This is a genomic window from Sphingomicrobium aestuariivivum, assembly GCF_024721585.1.
GTDB lineage: Bacteria > Pseudomonadota > Alphaproteobacteria > Sphingomonadales > Sphingomonadaceae > Sphingomicrobium > Sphingomicrobium aestuariivivum.
Map to the genome: position 1 here is coordinate 1,716,891 of NZ_CP102629.1, position 17,361 is coordinate 1,734,251.

Genomic DNA, 17,361 nt, shown 5'->3' on the forward strand with positions numbered 1-17,361 from the left:
TTCAGCTTTCAGAAGAATCACATGGCCGATCTCGAAAAAATCCGTAATTTCAGCATCATCGCGCATATCGATCATGGCAAGTCGACGCTTGCCGACCGGCTCATCCAGGTCACGGGCGGGCTGACCGAACGCGAGATGAAGCAGCAGGTGCTCGACAATATGGAGATCGAGCAGGAGCGCGGGATCACCATCAAGTCGCAGACGGTGCGCCTCAACTGGCAGGCGGCCGACGGCGAGACCTATGAGCTCAACCTCATGGACACGCCCGGCCACGTCGACTTCGCCTATGAAGTCTCGCGCAGCCTTGCCGCCTGCGAAGGCGCGCTGCTGGTCGTCGACGCGGCGCAGGGCGTCGAGGCGCAGACGCTCGCCAACGTCTACCAGTCGATCGAGCACGATCACGAGATCGTACCCGTCATCAACAAGATCGACCTGCCCGCCGCCGACCCCGAGAAGGTCAAGCTCGAGATCGAGGAAGTCATCGGGCTCGACAGTTCGGACGCGGTCGAGGCGAGCGCCAAGTCGGGCATCGGCATCGAGGACATCCTGCAGGCGATCGTCGACAAGATCCCGCACCCGAGCGGCGACCGCGATGCGCCGCTCAAGGCCATGCTCGTCGATAGCTGGTACGACCCCTATCTCGGGGTCGTCATCCTCGTGCGCGTGGTCGAGGGCAGCCTGAAGCGCGGGCAGAAGATCAAGTTCATGCAGGCGGGCACCGAGCATCTCATCGACCGCGTCGGCTGCTTCACCCCCAAGAGGGTCGAACTCGAAAGCCTCGAGGCGGGCGAGATCGGCTTCATCACCGCGCAGATCAAGGAAGTCAGCCAGACCGCGGTCGGCGACACGATCACCACGGTGAAGAACCCGACCGACAAGCCGCTGCCGGGCTTCAAGGAAGTGCAGCCGGTGGTGTTCTGCGGGCTCTTCCCCGTCGATGCGGCGGACTTCGAGAAGCTGCGCGAGAGCCTCCACAAGCTGCGCCTCAACGATGCGAGCTTCAGCTTCGAGATGGAGACATCGGCGGCGCTCGGCTTCGGCTTCCGCTGCGGCTTTCTCGGTCTCCTCCACCTCGAGATCATCCAGGAGCGGTTGACCCGCGAATATGACCTCGACCTCATCACGACCGCGCCGAGCGTCGTCTATACGATGCACCTGTCGCACTCGAAGACCGAGGATGCGCAGACGATCGAGCTGCACAATCCGGCGGACTATCCTGATGTGAACCGGATCGAGAGCATCGAGGAGCCGTGGATCAAGGCGACCATCTACACCCCTGACGAATATCTGGGCGGGATCCTCAAGCTGTGCCAGGACCGGCGCGGGATCCAGAAGGACCTGACCTATGTCGGCGGGCGCGCGCAGGTGGTCTACGAACTGCCGCTCAACGAGGTGGTGTTCGATTTTTACGACCGGCTGAAGTCGATCTCACAGGGCTATGCGAGCTTCGATTACGAGCAGATCGGCAACCGCGAGGGCGACCTCGTGAAGATGAGCATCCTCGTCAACGAAGAAGCGGTCGATGCGCTCTCGATGATCGTCCACCGCTCGACCGCCGAGAGCCGCGGCCGCGGCATGTGCGAACGGTTGAAGGACCTCATCCCGAGGCACTTGTTCAAGATCCCCGTCCAGGCCGCGATCGGCGGCAAGGTCATCGCCCGCGAGACGATCAGCGCGATGCGCAAGGACGTGACGGCGAAGTGCTATGGCGGCGACGCCACGCGCAAACGCAAGCTCCTCGAGAAGCAGAAGAAGGGCAAGGCGAAGATGCGCGAATATGGCAACGTCTCGATCCCGCAGGAAGCCTTCATCGCCGCGCTCAAGATGGGGGATGAGGGCTAGGATCGCCGAGCAGAAGGCGGCGATTGCGCGAGCAATCGTGCCTTCTGTCGAGAGGCGATCCTGATCGGCCGGCGGGTCGGCATAGCCGAACCCGTTCGACGACGGCAGGCCGCCCTGCCGTCGATATCGTCCGACTACCCGCTTGCATTGTCGAGCAGGCGGAGCAATTCCGCAGTGTCAATCCCGTAGGCTTCGACCAGATCAGCTTGAGTAATCTTCAGGCCCAAAGCCTGCAATTTTGCCGACCTGGCGCCGAACAGGCGAAGCAGAAGTTCAAGGCGTTCGTGAGTGGCGGCATGGTGCAGTTTTCGATGGCAGGTCGGGCAGAGGGCAACAATGTTTGCTTGAGAATCCAGTGTTGGATCGTGCGAGGCTTGAGTCGATAGGGGTACGAGATGGTGAGCTTCTACGAAGGGCTCACCTGAGACCGCCGAGGTGAAGGTTGCGTGTCGCTCTCCGTCGACCTCCGCCTCGCATCGAAAACCAGCCTGTCGGATTGCCGCCAGTGCGATCTTCGGATCCCTTGGATACCTCTCACCGGAAAATTTCACGGGCTTTTTTGCGGCGGCATCCTCGATTGCCTGCTGAAAAGTTGCATCCTCGCTCTCGTCATCGAAGACATAGCGTTCCTTGTCGTTCACGACATCTGCGCGCTTCGCATTCCGTAGGGTTGCAAGGGAAGAGGGCGTGATCGTACCGACAAACGGGTTCGGCTCACCCTTTCTAGTGAAGATGTAGAACAGCTCATCCGCCTTTAGATCGATAATCGAATTCGTGCCATATAGACGCAATTCGCTCCCAGTCTGTTTGGGCAGCAAGATCCGCAAAGACTCCAAGGAGGGATTTCCTACGAGGTGAGGGTTCACAAGAAAATTTTTGTATTCGGATTTCCCATCTGGCGCGGCACCTCCCCTACGCGCAAAACTACCTTCGTGGTAACGCGTAAAAAGAACGCTTTTCTCAAACCTATCCAAAGTAACACTTCGGTCTCGCGTGGCCTCCCTCACAGTGATTTTCGAGATCGCACCGTTTTCCGCACCAAAAGCAGTCAACTGTTCTGTCGTCATTCGAGGCATGATCACCCTCCTTTGCATCCAATACGGATATACATAACCGGCAAACCGGACAATTCAACCGGCCGGTCGGGTAAATGCAGGGGAACTCGGGTCGATCCAGTATAAGCATATGAATTGACGATGAAAAAATATCAAAACTTATGTGGATCAGACGCCTCGAATGTCGAAATCTTCTGTTTTGCGTCGGATTGAGGCGATAAGTCGTTGTGCGAGGGTTAATCGGGGAAGTTGTTTCCGTCCCTTCAGCGCGCACTCCCACACTGTCAATACGCGCCAGTCTGCGGCGGTTAGGATAGCGATGTGTTTGGCATCTCGCTGCTTGTTGGCCTCCACCTTATCTGCCCAAAAGTCGGTATTCGATTTCGGAAGGCGATATAGGTGGCACGCTTCATGGCCATGCCAGAAGCATCCGTGGACAAAAATAGCCGCGTTCCACTTCGGGAGCACAATGTCCGGCCGAGTATCGAGAATTTTCTTGTTTAGCCGAAATCGAAACCCTGATCGATGCAATACGCTCCGGACAATCAACTCTGGCTTGGTATTCCGGTTTTTGATTCCGGACATCATTTCGCTACGTTTTTGTGGCGAGACGATATCAGCCAAGAGCTGTTTGATCAGTTATTGCTTGGGCTTTACCTAGCTGCGAGACCATAGCCTGTGCCAGGGCCCTGATGACAGGGACCGAAACCGAATTGCCGAACTGTCGATAGAGTTGTGTATCTGAACAGGCATCCAGCTCGAACCATTCGGGAAAACCTTGAATGCGCGCGCATTCCCTCGGGGTCAGTCGGCGGGGGTTGCGGCCAAGAGTGCTTTGATCGATCAGGATTTCGCGACCATCCTTATAATAGCGCGATGTAATCGTATTGCAGTACGGCGCGTCATGGCTGAACACCTTATGGCCAAAGCCATTACCTTTGGCCTCGTGTCTCGCCATCCGTCTCTGCAGCCCGTCCCAGAGACGATCACTGATCGTATAGCCCGTGACAGAATTGCTTCCTTGTGGCTCCAGAGCATGCGCTAAAAGGGAGACATCTTCCCGCCCCTCAAGACCATCAAAAAACGTATCGAAATCGACTTCACCGAACTGACTTCTGTCGAACCCGACAATATAAATTCTCTCGCGGTTCTGCGGTACGCCAAATTCCGTGGCTCCGATGACCTTAAAACCGACAGAATAATCAAGGCGCTTGGATAGCGATTTTCGCGCTTCGAGCGACATAGGGATTTCATCGGGCACTGCTACGTCGGAGTCCCCCCGCAGGATCGAAAGGATTGTTTCGAGCGTGCGGCCTTTGTCATGTCCACGAAGCTGTTTTACATTCTCGAGCAGGAACATGGCTGGACGGTGCTCGGCCAATATTCTCTGGATTTCGAAGAACATGGTCCCTCGCGTATCCATGAATCCCTGCTTCAGCCCTGCGTTGGAAAACGCCTGGCAGGGAAAGCCCGCCAAGAGGAGGTCGTGCGCGCCAATCTTCTTGGCGGAAATTTGGGAGATATCTCCCTCCGGCAAATGACCGAAATTGCGTTCGTAAGTCCGTTGGGCAAATTTGTCCCATTCCGAACTGAAAACGCAATGACCGCCGAGTTCATCGAACGGAATACGCATCCCACCTATGCCGGCAAACAGGTCGATGAACCGGAAATTCCGGCCTTTTCCAAAATCGGGTTTGGGTTGGGCTAGCGCCTCGGACAGCTTCATAATTCGACTTTCTTTCGGTCGTTTACGACTGCCATGCCTATATCGGCAATGCAATATCGTCCACGTTTTGTTCTCGAATTCCGCCCCGAATTGGCGACTATTGTGCTATGACTTCGCCCCCCTCACAACCGCTTGATCATCATCCCCCCGGGCCCCTGCTCGAACCCTCGCGCGATCAGCTCCTCTCGCGTCACGTCGCGATAGTCCTTGGGGTGGCGCTCGCCGAGGCGGGTCTTGGCCTGGGCCTGCTCGATGGTGGCGCTGGCGTTGGGGTCGGTGGGGGTTTCGGGCGCCGGCTCCTCCGCTTCTTCCGCCGCGAGGACGGGGAGGGGCGGGGTGTCGGGGGTGGATCGCTCGCCCGAAGTGCTGGCTCTCCACGCCGCATCGCGGGCGGCTTGCTCGCGCACCGCCTCCCAGTCGACCTTACCGTAGAGCACTTCCCAGGCGGCGCGCTTGTCGGGGTCGTCCATGATCTTCGCGCGCTCGTCCTGCGTGTGTTCGGCGGCGAGGCGCTGCAGGCGTTCGAGGATCGCGGCGCGGGCGGCGGCGACCTGTTCGGCGTCGGGGCCGTGGTGGTCGGTGAAGTCGACCTTGGGCGGGCGGCCTCTCGCCTTGCGGGGGAGGATCGCGCTGCGGCGGGCCTCGCGCTGTTCGTCATGTTCGGCGGCGAGGTCCTCGAGATTGTCCTTGAGGAGGGCGAGTTCGCGTTCGCGGTAGAGGTCGAGCGCATTGTCCCAGGCCTCGGCGAAGCTGCGGCCCTTGGGGTGCTTGCGCAGGCGCTCGGCGCCGTTGGGCCAGCGGCCGATGGCGCGGGCGGCGGGGCGGACGTTGCCGGTGGTGGCGAGCGCGGCGATGAAGGCGCGCTGATGCTCCCCGGTCCAGGTGTTGGCGTGGCTCTTTACCGGCACGGGGGTGAAGGCGAGGAGCTCGGCAAGCTCGGCGAAGCGATCATCGCCGGCGGCGCCGCGGGCGCGGCAGAGATCGCACAGGACGGGAATAAGGGGCTGGTCTGGCATAAGGCGGCTCCGGGGACTGGCGCCTGCCACTTTATCGCAAGGGGTGCGCTGTAGGACAGGGCACGGCGTCGTGGGCACCCAAAGCGGTTTCGGTTGCGTTCAGGAACGGATCCGTATAGGGGCCACAGCACATATCGGCGCAGCGTGACGTCCCGTATCCGGGAACCGGCGCCCTTCACTCTCCTAGAGCTTCTCTTTTCACGCAGGGTCGCATCGCAAGCCAACCCTGCTGCGTGAGCGGTGCATGCGTGCACGCTCGCGCCGCTCTTTATTTGAAAGAACATCCATGAGCTTTTTTGCCAAGCTTGGCCTCGCCAAGCCGATCCTGCGCGCCTTGCAGGAACAGAATTATTCGACCCCGACCCCGATCCAGGAGCAGGCGATCCCGTCGCTTCTCGAAGGCCGCGACCTCATGGGGATCGCGCAGACGGGCACGGGCAAGACGGCGGCCTTTTCGCTGCCGTCCATTCACCGCCTCCTCGAGCGCGGCTTCGTGATGCGCCAGCCGGCCTCGTGCCGCATGCTGGTGCTCTCGCCGACGCGTGAGCTCGCCGCGCAGATCGCCACCTCGATCAAGGGCTATTCGAAGGGCACGGGCCTCAAGACGCACGTGGTCTTCGGCGGCAAGCCGATCACTGCGCAGGCGCGCGGGCTCACTGGCGGCACGGACATCCTCGTCGCCACCCCGGGGCGTCTCCTCGACCTTATCGACCGGCGCGCGCTGACGCTGCGCAATGTCGAGATCTTCGTGCTCGACGAGGCCGACCAGATGATGGACCTCGGCTTCATCAAGCCGCTCCAGCAGATTGCGCGCATGCTGCCCAAGGAGCGCCAGTCGCTCTTCTTCTCGGCGACCATGCCCAAGGCGATCGCCGACCTGGGGCGCCAGTTCATCTCCGATCCGGTGAAGGTCGAGGTGACCCCGCCGTCGACCACCGCCGAGCGGATCGACCAGTCGGTCACCTTCATCGACCAGCGCGAGAAGCAGGCGCTGTTGACGCTGCGCATCCGTGACGGCCTGCGCGACAATTCGATCGACCGCGCGCTCGTCTTCACCCGCACCAAGCATGGCGCCGACCGTGTCGTGCGGCATCTCGTCGGGGCGGGCATCGAGGCGGCCGCGATCCACGGCAACAAGAGCCAGGGCCAGCGCACCGCTGCCTTGAACGGCTTTCGTGAAGGCAAGCTGCGCATCCTCGTGGCGACCGACATCGCCGCGCGCGGCATCGACGTGCCGGGCGTGAGCCACGTCTTCAACTTCGAGCTGCCCAACGTGCCCGAGCAATATGTCCACCGTATCGGCCGTACCGCGCGTGCGGGGCGCGAAGGCGAGGCGATCAGCTTCTGCGCGCCTGATGAAAAGGCCTATCTGCGCGACATCGAGCGGCTCACCGGCGTGAAGCTCAACCCCGCGCGCCTGCCCGACAATTTCAACCAGCAGGCTGGCGCGCTGCCCAAGCCGGTCTCGCGCGGGGAGACGCAGGGGCGCTGGACGCCGACGGGCGAGGATGAGGGGGACGGCGTCAACAGCCGTCCGCCGCACCAGCGCCGTCCGCGCACCGGTGGCCACAAGGTCAAGCCCCGTCACGGCGGTGCCGGCGGGTTCGAGCGCCGCGAGAGCGGCGAGGGCGGCGAGCGTCGCGGTCCCAAGAAACGCTTCAACAACGAGGCCGGCGGCCAGCGCGACGAGCGTCGCGGGCAGGGCCAGCAGCGCGGCGGCGAGGGTTTCCAGCGCCGCGAACGCCATGAAGGCGGCGAGGGCGGCGAGCGTCGCGGTCCCAAGGCGGGACAGCAGCGCCGCAACGGCCCGCCGCGCGGCAAGTTCGCGGGAAGCGCGGAAAATGGCGATAAACGCGGTCCGCGCGGGCCCCAGCGCAAGGGCCGTCCGCAGCGCCGCGGCGCCCCGGCCTGACTTTTGACGTAGCAAAAGGGGGGGAGGCGATCTCCCCCTCTATTGCCTGATCGTTAATTGCGGTTAAGCTTCCCCTATGGAGCGAATGGGGGAACACGAGTCGCCCTCTTTGCCTTCGGGGGAAGGGGATGCGCCGGGCCGTGATGCACGGGACGGGCTGACACGCACCCACAACATCGGTCGCGAGCTCCGCCTCCTCCTTGCCAACCTGCCCGATCGCGTCGACTTCGACAGCGTCGTGGCGCTGGCCGACGCGCTGCCCGTGATGATCGCTTATTGCGATACCGAGCTGCGCTACCGCTTCGTCAACCAGCCGCTCGCCGACTGGCTGAACCGCAGTCGCGAAGCGATGATCGGGAGGCGCATCGCCGACATGATGGGCCCCGAAAGCTATGCCGCGCGCGAGCCCATGCTCAAGAAGGCGCTGGCTGGCGAGAACCAGTTCTATGCCGCCGAATATAGCCATCCGAGCAAGGGCGACCTGGTCACCGAGGCCGAATATATCCCCCATGTCGGCAGCGACGGGACGGTGCTCGGCCTCATCCTCATCATCAGCGACATCACCGGCCAGCGCGGTGCCGAACGCGCGCTGCGCGAAAGCGAGGACCGCTTCCGCCGCATCGCCGATTCAGCGCCCGTGCCGATCTGGGTCGCGGGGCAGGACGGCACGCGCGAATTCATCAACCAGGCCTATGCCGACTTCCTCGGTCTGCCGCGCGAGGCTGCCGCCGAGATCGACTGGGTCGATCTTGTCCATCCCGACGATGCCCAAGCGACCCGCGAGGCGCTGGTCGAGGGCCTGAAGGCGGGCAGGGCCTTCTCCTTCTGTCCGCGGATCCGGCGCCATGACGGGGTCTATCGCTATCTCGCGGTGCAGGTGCAGCCGCGGATCGATGCCGAGGAGCGCGTCGATGGCTATATCGGCACTGCCAGCGACGTCACCGCGGCCAAGGAAGCCGAGAGCCGGCTGCGCCGCGAGGTCGCCGACAAGCGCGGCGAACTGGCCTCGAGCGAGATGCGCTTTCGCGCCGTTTTCGACACGCTCGACATGGTCGCGCTGATCGATCTCAAGGGCTGCTATCTCGACATGAATCGTGCCGCGCGCTCGGTGCTCGGCGAGGAAGCGGTGCTGTCGGGCAAGAAGGCGTGGGAATTGCCGCCGGTGGCCGACCACCCCGCCAATGCGGCGGTGATGCGAAAGCTCATCGAGCGGGCCGCGCGGGGGCATGAGGGACGCGCCGAGATCGACCTCGACCTCGAGACCGAATATGCCACCCACCTCCTGTCGATCCGCCCGGTTCGGGACGAGGAGGGGCGGCCGCAATATCTGGTCGGCGAGGCGCGCGACGTGAGCGCGCTCAAGGCCGCCGAGAGCCAGCTGCGCCAGTCGCAGAAGATGGAAGCGCTCGGCCAGCTTACGGGCGGCATCGCGCATGACTTCAACAACCTCCTGACCGTCGTGCTCGGCGGGCTCGATCTCATTTCCAAGCGGGTCGAGGACGAAAAGCTCAAGCGCTATGCCGACAATGCGCTCGCCGCCGCGCAGCGCGGGGCACGGCTGACCGGCCAGCTCCTGTCCTTCAGCCGTACCCAGAAACTGGAGGTCCGCCCGGTGCGGATCGCCGACATGAAGCGCGAAGTCGGGCCGTTGATCGCCAATGCGATGGGCGGGCGCTACGAGGTGCAATGGAAGGTCGAGGACGGGGGCGAACGGATCCTCGCCGACCTGACGCAGCTCGAGGTGGCGCTGCTCAACCTGGCGATCAACGCGCGCGACGCGATGGAGCGCGGCGGTCGGCTGGTGGTCGAAACACGGCGCGTGCATCGCGAGGGCGGCGACGACCTGCCGGCCGGCGATTATCTCGAGCTCAGCGTGTCGGACAGCGGCAGCGGCATGGCACCGCGCACGCTCCAGAAGGCATTCGAGCCCTTCTTCACCACCAAGGAAGTGGGCAAGGGCACGGGGCTCGGCCTGTCGATGGTCTATGGGATGGTGCGCCAGTCAGGCGGCAGTGCGCGCATCGACAGCACGCTCGGGAAGGGTACCACCGTGCGGCTCTACTTCAGGCTCGCGGAGGCGGAGGCAGACAGCGGCGATGCGGTCGCGGCGGCACGGCACTGCGCCGAAAACATCGAGGGCCGGTCGATCCTCGTCATCGATGATGACAGCGATGTGCGTGCTTTCGTCTCGCAGACGCTGGAGGACCTTGGCGCCAAGGTCAGCCGCGCCGCCGACGGGGCGCAGGGGCTCGATGTGTTCCGCAAGGTGCGGCCCGACATCGCGCTGATCGATTTCGCCATGCCCGGCCTGTCGGGGGCCGAGGTCGCGGCAAGGCTGCTCGAGCGCCATCCCGACCAGCCCATCCTCTTCATGTCGGGCTATAGCGAGACCGACGCCATCCGCGCGGTCGCGCCCGAGGCGCCGATCCTCGTCAAACCCTTCTCGCCCGATGCGCTCGAGGAAGCGCTGTGCCGGCTCCTGACCGACTGAGCGGGGCAATGGCGGGTCGTTAGCCCGCCTTGCGCGACAGGCCGACGACCATCTGGTTGGCGCGCTCGTAGGTGAGCGGGCGGCCGAAGAGATAGCCCTGGATGGTGTCGACACCGAGGCTGCGCATGCGCTCGAAATCCTCGGCCGTCTCGACGCCCTCGGCGGTGACGTTCATGCGGAACGACTTGGCGAGCTGGACGATCGACTTGATGATCGCGACATTTTCCTCGCGGGTGCCGGCTTCGCGCACGAAGCTGCCGTCGATCTTCAGCTTGTGGAAGACCGCCTTGTTCAGATAGCCGATCGAGGAATAGCCGGTGCCGAAATCGTCCAATGCGATGCCGACGCCGAGCTGGCGCAGGCGCTGGAGGATTTCGAGCGTGGCCGAATTGTTGCCGAGGAAGACGCCCTCGGTGACCTCGAGTTCGAGGCGGTTGCCCGGCACCTTGTGACGCGCCAGCGCCTGGCTGACGAGCTGGGGCAGCGAGGGCATCTGGATCTGCTTGGGGCTGACGTTGACCGCGACGGTGATCGGTTCGGGCCATTGCGACAGCGTCTTGCAGGCCTCCTCGATGACCCACTGGCCGATTTCCATCATCAGGCCGCACTCTTCGGCGATCGGGATGAAGACCGGCGGGGGCACGAGGCCGCGCTTGGGGTGGTTCCAGCGGATGAGCGCCTCGAAGCCGATGAGCTTCTGGTCCTTGGCCGAGACGAGCGGCTGGTAGAGGAGGTGGAACTGCTTCGACGCGATGGCGGCGCGAAGGTCGCTCTCGAGGCGGACGCGGTCCTCCTGCTCGCTCATCAGTTCCGAGGAGAAATATTTGGCCACGCCGCGACCGGCATTCTTGGCTTCGTAGAGCGCAAGGTCGGCCTTGAGGATGAGGTCGTCGACGGTGGCGCCGTCGATGGGACCGAAGGCGCAGCCGATCGAGACGCCGATGCGGATCTCGATCTGGTCGATCATATAGGGTTCGGCGACCGAGGTGATGATGCGGTCGGCTAGCGCCTGCACGCCCTTCCGGCTCTGCGCGTCCTTGATGATGATGGCGAATTCGTCGCCGCCCATGCGCCCGACATGGCCCATGTCGCCAACCTCGTCGACGAGGCGCTTGGCGACCGCCTGGAGAACGGCATCGCCCTTGGGGTGGCCGAAGGTGTCGTTGACCGGCTTGAAGCCGTCGAGGTCGAGGAACATGATTGCGCAAGGGACATTGGAGCTGGTCGCATTGCGCAGCGCCTCGCCCGCGAGCTGGCGCACGCGACCACGGTTGGGCAGCCCCGACAGCACGTCGACATTGGCGAGGTGGGTGAGGCGTTCCTGCTGCTGGCGCACCTCGGTGATGTCCGAGCCCACGCCGCGGAAGCCGGCAAAGCGGCCGGCATGGTCGATGATGGGATCGCCCGCGAGGCTGATCCAGCGCCCGCCGCGCTGGGTATCGAGCTGCATCTCGAGATTCTGGAAGGGCTTGTGGTCGTAGAGGACCTCGCCGAATTCCTTCTGCCCGCCGAGCAGGGCGGGGAGCGAATGGCCGATGATCGCCGAGGAGGGGCGCCCGATGAGCGCGACCATGCGGCTGGACAGGTAGGTGACGCGGTTTTCCTCGTCGACCTGCCACAGCCAGCCGACACCGCGCTTTTCATATTCCTGGAGGAGGAGCGAGGCGCTCTCGGACTGCGAGCCGACGTCGGCGTTGGTCTTGAGCTGGTGGAAGGCCCAGCGCGCGACGGTCATGACGCCTGCCATGGCCACGCCGATGACGAAGATGATCGCGACCATATGCTCGAACGGCACGGTGTCGCGGCCGATGAAGAGATTGACGCACAAGGCGGTGACGAAGACCGTCATCCACGTCATGGCGGCAGTCGGCACGGCGACGAGGCCGAGGGCCGCGACGCCGAGGCCGGCGATGACGGAGGCGGCGATGATCTGGTCCGACGGGCCGAGGCCTGCGAACACCATCATCGGCAGGCTCAGCCAGACGGCGGCGCGCAGCGCGACGTCGGAGATCATCAGCCAGTGCGGCACGCGGCGGCCCGAGCGGCCGATATGGGTGATTGCCTGGCGACGCGCGAGCATGGTCATGAGGACATTGATGACCGCCACGCCGAGGATCCAGCCGCCCATCAGGACGACCTCGATCGAGCTATGCATCGAGGCGGCGAACAGGAGCGCGGCGAGGATGTTGGCGGCGGCGAAGAAGGGCGCGAGCTGGGCACGGCTGATCAGCTGCACGTCGCGCAGGGGAGTCGAGGCCTGGTCGTCATGCACGCCCTGCGCGACGCCGAGCGAGGCGCCGTCAGGCAATTTTGCCGAAATCATGCGTTTGTAGCGGTCGGGTGCCTGATACATTCGACTCACGCGCTCCTATGATGAGAGCGTGAGTCGTAGGCCCGTGGTGGTTACGACGGGGTTAAGGCCGTGGTTAACCCTGCGTTGATTGCGCTACGTCAGCCTCGCCGCCGAGGCCCATTTCATCGAGTTCCTGGTAGGTCACCGGATGATAGAGCGGGCGGGCGCGGGGATAGATGTCCCTGGCGATCGGCAGGCCCCATTCCTCGTCCTCGGCCAGCGCGGTGAAGAGCGGGCGGACGAACTTGCGGCGGCCCTGGCTGGTGAGGAAATCGTCGAGCCGCGCAACGGCGGGGTCGTAACGGTTCTCGACCGCCAGCTTGAGCCAGAGGAAGAGGATTTCGTTATTGCCCGTCGCGTTGAGGCCGAACGCCTCGTCGAGCGCGGCGAGGCGTTCGTCGGTAAGGTCGGTGTCGATCTTGCCGAGGAAGCGCAGCCTTTCGGCGGTGTTCCATTCGGCCCAGCCGAGGCTGGCGGGGTCGGCGCCGCCGTCGAAATCGACGACCGCGGCATCGACCGCGGCGAAGGCATCGGCGTTGCCGCGCGCGATATTGTCGGGAAGCCCCGCCTCGTAGATCCACTCGTTGAGGCCGAAGGCGGCGATCTTCTCCTCGTCGCCCTCGAACAGCTGCTGCGCGACCGCCTCGAAGAACATGGAGGAAGTCACGGGCTCGAAGGCATGGTCGTCGAACCACTGGCGGATGAAGGCGTCGAACTTCTCGCGCCCGACCTCGGCCTCGAGGGTGCGCAGGAAGGCGGCGCCCTTGTCATAGGGGATGTCGGTAAAGCCATCGTCGGGATGGCGGCCGGCAAGGTCGACCGCGAGCACCTGGTCGCGTTTCTCGAGTTCGGCGATGGCGCCGTCGGTGGCGTCGAGCGAGAGGCTGACGGCCTGGTCGAAGGCTTCCTCGCCATAGACCGCCTCGACGATGCGCTGCTCGGCATAGACGGTCATGCCCTCGTTGAGCCAGAAGTCGGCCCAGGTGGCGTTGGTCGCAAGGTTGCCCGACCAGCTGTGGGCGAGTTCGTGCGCAATGAGCGCGGTCAGCGACTTGTCACCCGCGATGAAGGTCGGGGTGAGGAAGGTGAGGACGGGGTTCTCCATGCCGCCGAAGGGGAAGCTGGGGGGCAGGACGATCATGTCGTAGCGGTCCCAGCGATAGGGGCCGAACAGCTTTTCGGACGCCGTGATCATGCGCTCGGTATCGGCCAGTTCGGCGGCCGCCTCGTCGAGCATCCCGGGCTCGGCCCAGACGCCGGTGCGCAGGCCGAGCGGGCGGAACTCGATGTCGCCGACCGCGATGGCGATGAGATAGGGCGGGACCGACTTGTCCATTTCGAAGGAGAAGATGCGGTGGTCGGGGCCGTCGGGGACGGGGTCGCCGGCCGACGGCGCGCTCATGACGGCGGTCAGCGGGTTGGGAACGCGGATCTTCGCTTCCCAAGTCTGGCGGATGCCGGGGCTGTCCTGCGTCGGGATCCACGAACGGTTGAGGATCGACTGGCCCTGCGAAAAGAGGAAGGGATGCTCCTTGCCCGAGGTCTGTTCGGGGCTGAGGAACTGGAGCGCGTCGCTGTCGGGGGCGGCGACATAGTCGATCACGATCTGCTCGTTGCCGCCCAAGGTGACGGTAATCGGCTGGCCGAGCTCCTCGCTGCCGTCGCCGACCGTATAGTCGAGCGCGCTGCCGTCGGGCGCGGTGATCGAGTTGATGGTGAGATTGCGGCTGTCGAGGACGATCTCGGTGGCATCTTCGGCGACATCGAGGTCGAGGGTCGCGATGCCCGACACGCGCTTGGTGTCGAAGTCCATGTCGAGATCGAGCGCGACATGGTGGACGCGCGCCTCCAAGGGCTTGGCGAAGCTGTGCTGGTCGACGGCGTCCTCGCGGTCGAGGATCGGGGCGATGGTCGGGTCGCTGCCCGTGGCGGCATCGTCGCGGGTCGAACAGCCTGCAAGGGCAAGCGCCCCGAGGGCGATAAACGCGAGACGAACCATCGAAAACTCCTGCCAACCGTGTCTGCCGTGCGACGAGGCCAAAAGCTGCGCCTCTAGGAAACACTGCATCTGCGCCTTATGTTGCGCCAGCGCAACCATGATGGAGCAAGCATTTGGCGAGCGAGCCTGTATCGGGGCTGAAGCAGTCAGGCAGGGACGAGCGACCCGCGCGCCGTGAGCGCGTCGGGGGCACGTCGGTCGAGCAGGCCGCGCGCAAGGCGGGCGACAGCGCCGCTGCCGGCGTGCCCGAGGGACAGGTCATCGGCGCGGTCGGCCTCGACCGGCCCTTCTTCTCCGACAAGAACCGCGCTTTCTGGCTGCTCCAGAGCTTTGGCTGGTCGGGCTATCTCATCCTCAGGTACCTGACCGGGGTGGTGAACGGCTTCCAGCCGATCGTCTTCCTGTTCCACTGCCTGATCATCACCGCGACGGGCTATTCGCTGACCCTCCTGATGGCGGCGCTCTACAAGCGGCTGATCAAGCTGCAGGCGGCAATCACCATGCTGGTGTCGATCGCCACGGTGGTGCTCGCCTCGGTGCTGTTCAGCTTCCTCGAGACGTGGAGCATCTCGACCTTCGTCAACCCGACCTTCGAGCCGCGCGGGACACAATTCCTCGGCGCGATGGTGCTCGACTTCGCGCTGCTCGCGGCGTGGACCGCGCTCTATTACGGGATCAACTATTACCTGCTCCTGGAAGAGCAGATCGACCAGCGCCGCGCGCTCGAGAGCCAGGCCTCGGCGGCGCAGCTGGCGATGCTGCGCTACCAGCTCAATCCGCACTTCCTATTCAACACGCTCAACAGCATTTCCACGCTGGTGCTCCTGTCCGAGCGCGAGCGGGCCAATGCGATGCTGGCGCGGCTGTCGAGTTTCCTTCGCTATACACTCGCTAACGAGCCCACCGCGCAGGTGCCGCTGGCCAAGGAAATCGACACGCTCAAACTCTATCTCGAGATCGAGAAGATGCGCTTCGAGGAACGGCTGAAGCCGCATTTCCGGATCGAGGCGGAAGCCGCCGGCGTGCCGGTGCCGAGCCTCATCCTCCAGCCGCTGATCGAGAATGCGATCAAATATGCGGTGACACCCGCCGAGAATGGCGCCGATATCTGGATCAACGCACGCCGCGAGGGGCAGCACGTGCGGATCGAAGTGTCGGATTCGGGGGCCGGCGGGGCGGTGGTGAGCGAGAGCCAGTCGACGGGACTCGGCCTTGCCAACACCCGCGAACGACTGATCGCCGCTTATGGTTCGGACAGTCGTTTCGAGACGAAAACGAACGAAAAGGGGGGCTTCAGCGTTATCCTCCACATACCCCTTGGTAAGAAAGACGAAGAATGACCATCCGTACCCTATTGGTCGACGACGAACCGCTCGCCACGCAGGGCCTCCAGCTGAGGCTCGAGGCACATGACGATGTCGAGGTGATCGGCACCGCCAACAATGGCCGCGAGGCGATCCGGCAGACCAAGACGCTGAAACCCGATCTCGTCTTCCTCGACATCCAGATGCCGGGGTTCGACGGTTTCTCGGTGATCTCGGGGCTGATGGAGGTCGAGCCGCCGCTGTTCGTCTTCGTCACCGCCTATTCGGACCATGCGGTAAAGGCGTTCGAATCCAAGGCGGTCGACTATCTGGTCAAGCCGGTCGAGGAGGATCGCCTCGCCGAAACGCTCGACCGCGTGCGCCAGCGACTGGCCGAGAAGGGCGCGGCGCGCAAGGCGCGCAAGCTCGAGGAAGCACTGAACGAGCACGCCCCCGAGGCCGCCAGCGAATTGTCCAAGCAGGACCCGAGCGCGCCGGCGGCGAGCCGCTATGAAAGCGTCATCAACATCCGCGACCAGGGGCAGATCTTCCGCGTCGACGTCGAGGATATCGAGCGTATCGATGCCGCGGGCGACTACATGTGCATCCAGACGGGCGACAATACGCTGATCCTGCGCGAGACGATGAAGGACCTCGAGAAGCGGCTCGACCCGCGCAAGTTCCAGCGCGTCCACCGCTCGACCATCGTCAACCTCGACAAGGTCAAGCAGGTCAAGCCGCACACCAATGGCGAATGCTTCCTGATCCTCGGCTCGGACGCCGAGGTAAAGGTGTCACGCAGCTATCGCGACGTGGTGGCGCGGTTCGTGCATTAGGGCGGGCTAAAGGTCGGCCGCCTCCCATCGCGCCCGCCCGCGGCGTTCGATGTCGGCGCGGGCGTCGTCGGGGATGAGCTGTTCGACCCATTCGCCGGTGCATTTTCGACCCTGCTCCTCGGCAAGGACGACGCACAGGAAGGCGGCGTCGTCGAGCAAGTCGTTGCGATAGCGTTGGAAGACGGCCTGATTGCGGACCGCGAAATTGACGGCGTCGGCAAATTCCCTGTCGGCGCAATAGGCCTCGCGATCGAAGACCATCCGCATCCCCCTGCCTTCGTCCGAACCGCTGGCGTGGACGGCGAGCCGGGGGTCCTCGGGGCGAAGGAATTCTTCCTGCGAGCGGAAATTGGGTAGCTGCCCCTTCACGTAGTTGAGGCTATTGCGATAAAAGTCGACCGCGAGACGGGCGTCGGCGGACAGCGCGGAGACGCCGACCGAATTGACGAGTTCGTCATAGACGCCGCTCGGCGGGTCGATCATCTCGTACAGCTGGACCGACCAGAGACTCTGGAAGGCGGCATCGTCGGGGCAGCGGCCTGCCGCGAGGTCACGCGCCGCGCTGCGCGCCAGTGGCAGCTCTTCCTCGCGCTGCGAGGTGCGCCGCCAGATCAGACCCAAGGCGGTGCGGGCTTCTTCGAGAAGTTGCGCCTCGATCCGGCCCAGACGCGCGGCATCGCGGCGATTTTCGGCAAATTCGCTCAATTGGAAGGCGGCGAAGATCGAGAGAAAGACGATGACGCCCTCGATGGCGAGAAGCGCCCATTCGGTCGGGCCGATGCCGCCGACTGCACTCCTGACCTTGCGCCACAAGACGATCATCACTG

12 protein-coding genes are annotated in these 17,361 nt (G+C 63.9%); 5 read left to right on the forward strand and 7 right to left on the reverse strand.

From position 1 onward, the window contains the following. Positions 1 to 21 precede the first annotated feature (21 nt). On the forward strand, positions 22 to 1,842 hold the full coding sequence (gene lepA, locus NUW81_RS08915; protein WP_245112511.1) for a translation elongation factor 4: 1,821 nt from the start codon (positions 22 to 24) through the stop codon (positions 1,840 to 1,842). A gap of 134 nt (positions 1,843 to 1,976) precedes the next feature. On the opposite strand, the gene NUW81_RS08920 is transcribed toward lepA, so the two are convergent. The 4 genes from NUW81_RS08920 to NUW81_RS08935 all read right to left on the reverse strand — a co-directional run bounded on the left by NUW81_RS08920 (position 1,977) and on the right by NUW81_RS08935 (position 5,639). After that, positions 1,977 to 2,918 (reverse strand): HNH endonuclease, encoded by a 942-nt coding sequence (locus NUW81_RS08920; protein ID WP_245112513.1) that lies wholly within the window; start codon positions 2,916 to 2,918, stop codon positions 1,977 to 1,979. A gap of 147 nt (positions 2,919 to 3,065) precedes the next feature. Beyond that, the gene (locus NUW81_RS08925) at positions 3,066 to 3,521 is read right to left on the reverse strand and encodes a very short patch repair endonuclease (protein WP_245112517.1); all 456 of its coding nucleotides are present in this window, start codon (positions 3,519 to 3,521) and stop codon (positions 3,066 to 3,068) included. After that, complete coding sequence (dcm, locus tag NUW81_RS08930) at positions 3,514 to 4,623, reverse strand: DNA (cytosine-5-)-methyltransferase (protein WP_245112520.1); 1,110 nt, start codon at positions 4,621 to 4,623, stop codon at positions 3,514 to 3,516. The genes NUW81_RS08925 and dcm overlap by 8 nt, the downstream gene beginning before the upstream one ends. A gap of 122 nt (positions 4,624 to 4,745) precedes the next feature. Further along, complete coding sequence (locus NUW81_RS08935) at positions 4,746 to 5,639, reverse strand: hypothetical protein (protein ID WP_245112522.1); 894 nt, start codon at positions 5,637 to 5,639, stop codon at positions 4,746 to 4,748. A 286-nt stretch (positions 5,640 to 5,925) separates the two neighbouring features. Between NUW81_RS08935 and NUW81_RS08940 the strand changes: the two genes are divergently transcribed. Together NUW81_RS08940 and NUW81_RS08945 are read left to right on the forward strand one after the other, a co-directional pair. Then, positions 5,926 to 7,551, forward strand: a complete 1,626-nt coding sequence (locus NUW81_RS08940) for a DEAD/DEAH box helicase (protein WP_245112524.1) — start codon at positions 5,926 to 5,928, stop codon at positions 7,549 to 7,551. Between the two features lie 85 nt (positions 7,552 to 7,636). Beyond that, positions 7,637 to 10,042, forward strand: coding sequence for a PAS domain-containing protein (locus tag NUW81_RS08945; protein ID WP_245112526.1), 2,406 nt, complete (start codon positions 7,637 to 7,639; stop codon positions 10,040 to 10,042). A 19-nt stretch (positions 10,043 to 10,061) separates the two neighbouring features. Here the strand turns inward: NUW81_RS08945 and NUW81_RS08950 are convergent, their stop codons facing one another. Both NUW81_RS08950 and NUW81_RS08955 read right to left on the reverse strand, forming a co-directional pair. Next, positions 10,062 to 12,395, reverse strand: a complete 2,334-nt coding sequence (locus NUW81_RS08950; protein WP_245112528.1) for a putative bifunctional diguanylate cyclase/phosphodiesterase — start codon at positions 12,393 to 12,395, stop codon at positions 10,062 to 10,064. A gap of 73 nt (positions 12,396 to 12,468) precedes the next feature. Beyond that, a complete protein-coding gene (locus NUW81_RS08955) occupies positions 12,469 to 14,394 on the reverse strand; it encodes a M1 family metallopeptidase (RefSeq protein WP_245112530.1) in 1,926 nt (641 codons plus the stop codon). 260 nt (positions 14,395 to 14,654) lie between these two features. On the opposite strand from NUW81_RS08955, the gene NUW81_RS08960 reads away from it, so the two are divergent. Further along, positions 14,655 to 15,734 (forward strand): sensor histidine kinase, encoded by a 1,080-nt coding sequence (locus NUW81_RS08960; RefSeq protein WP_245113766.1) that lies wholly within the window; start codon positions 14,655 to 14,657, stop codon positions 15,732 to 15,734. Further along, positions 15,731 to 16,534 carry a LytR/AlgR family response regulator transcription factor gene (locus NUW81_RS08965; protein ID WP_245112532.1) on the forward strand — a complete coding sequence of 268 codons (804 nt, stop codon included), beginning with the start codon at positions 15,731 to 15,733 and terminating at the stop codon, positions 16,532 to 16,534. The genes NUW81_RS08960 and NUW81_RS08965 overlap by 4 nt, the downstream gene beginning before the upstream one ends. A 6-nt stretch (positions 16,535 to 16,540) precedes the next feature. On the opposite strand, the gene NUW81_RS08970 is transcribed toward NUW81_RS08965, so the two are convergent. Then, a complete protein-coding gene (locus NUW81_RS08970; RefSeq protein WP_245112534.1) occupies positions 16,541 to 17,356 on the reverse strand; it encodes a hypothetical protein in 816 nt (271 codons plus the stop codon). Positions 17,357 to 17,361 lie beyond the last annotated feature (5 nt).

Coding starts and splice junctions, on each gene's coding strand:
- lepA (WP_245112511.1), top strand. CDS start 22: ATGGCCGATCTCGAAAAAATCCGTAATTTCAGCATCATCGCGCATATC.
- NUW81_RS08965 (WP_245112532.1), top strand. CDS start 15,731: ATGACCATCCGTACCCTATTGGTCGACGACGAACCGCTCGCCACGCAG.
- NUW81_RS08920 (WP_245112513.1), bottom strand. CDS start 2,918: ATGCCTCGAATGACGACAGAACAGTTGACTGCTTTTGGTGCGGAAAAC.
- NUW81_RS08955 (WP_245112530.1), bottom strand. CDS start 14,394: ATGGTTCGTCTCGCGTTTATCGCCCTCGGGGCGCTTGCCCTTGCAGGC.
- NUW81_RS08940 (WP_245112524.1), top strand. CDS start 5,926: ATGAGCTTTTTTGCCAAGCTTGGCCTCGCCAAGCCGATCCTGCGCGCC.
- NUW81_RS08950 (WP_245112528.1), bottom strand. CDS start 12,395: ATGTATCAGGCACCCGACCGCTACAAACGCATGATTTCGGCAAAATTG.
- NUW81_RS08935 (WP_245112522.1), bottom strand. CDS start 5,639: ATGCCAGACCAGCCCCTTATTCCCGTCCTGTGCGATCTCTGCCGCGCC.
- NUW81_RS08945 (WP_245112526.1), top strand. CDS start 7,637: ATGGGGGAACACGAGTCGCCCTCTTTGCCTTCGGGGGAAGGGGATGCG.
- dcm (WP_245112520.1), bottom strand. CDS start 4,623: ATGAAGCTGTCCGAGGCGCTAGCCCAACCCAAACCCGATTTTGGAAAA.
- NUW81_RS08970 (WP_245112534.1), bottom strand. CDS start 17,356: ATGATCGTCTTGTGGCGCAAGGTCAGGAGTGCAGTCGGCGGCATCGGC.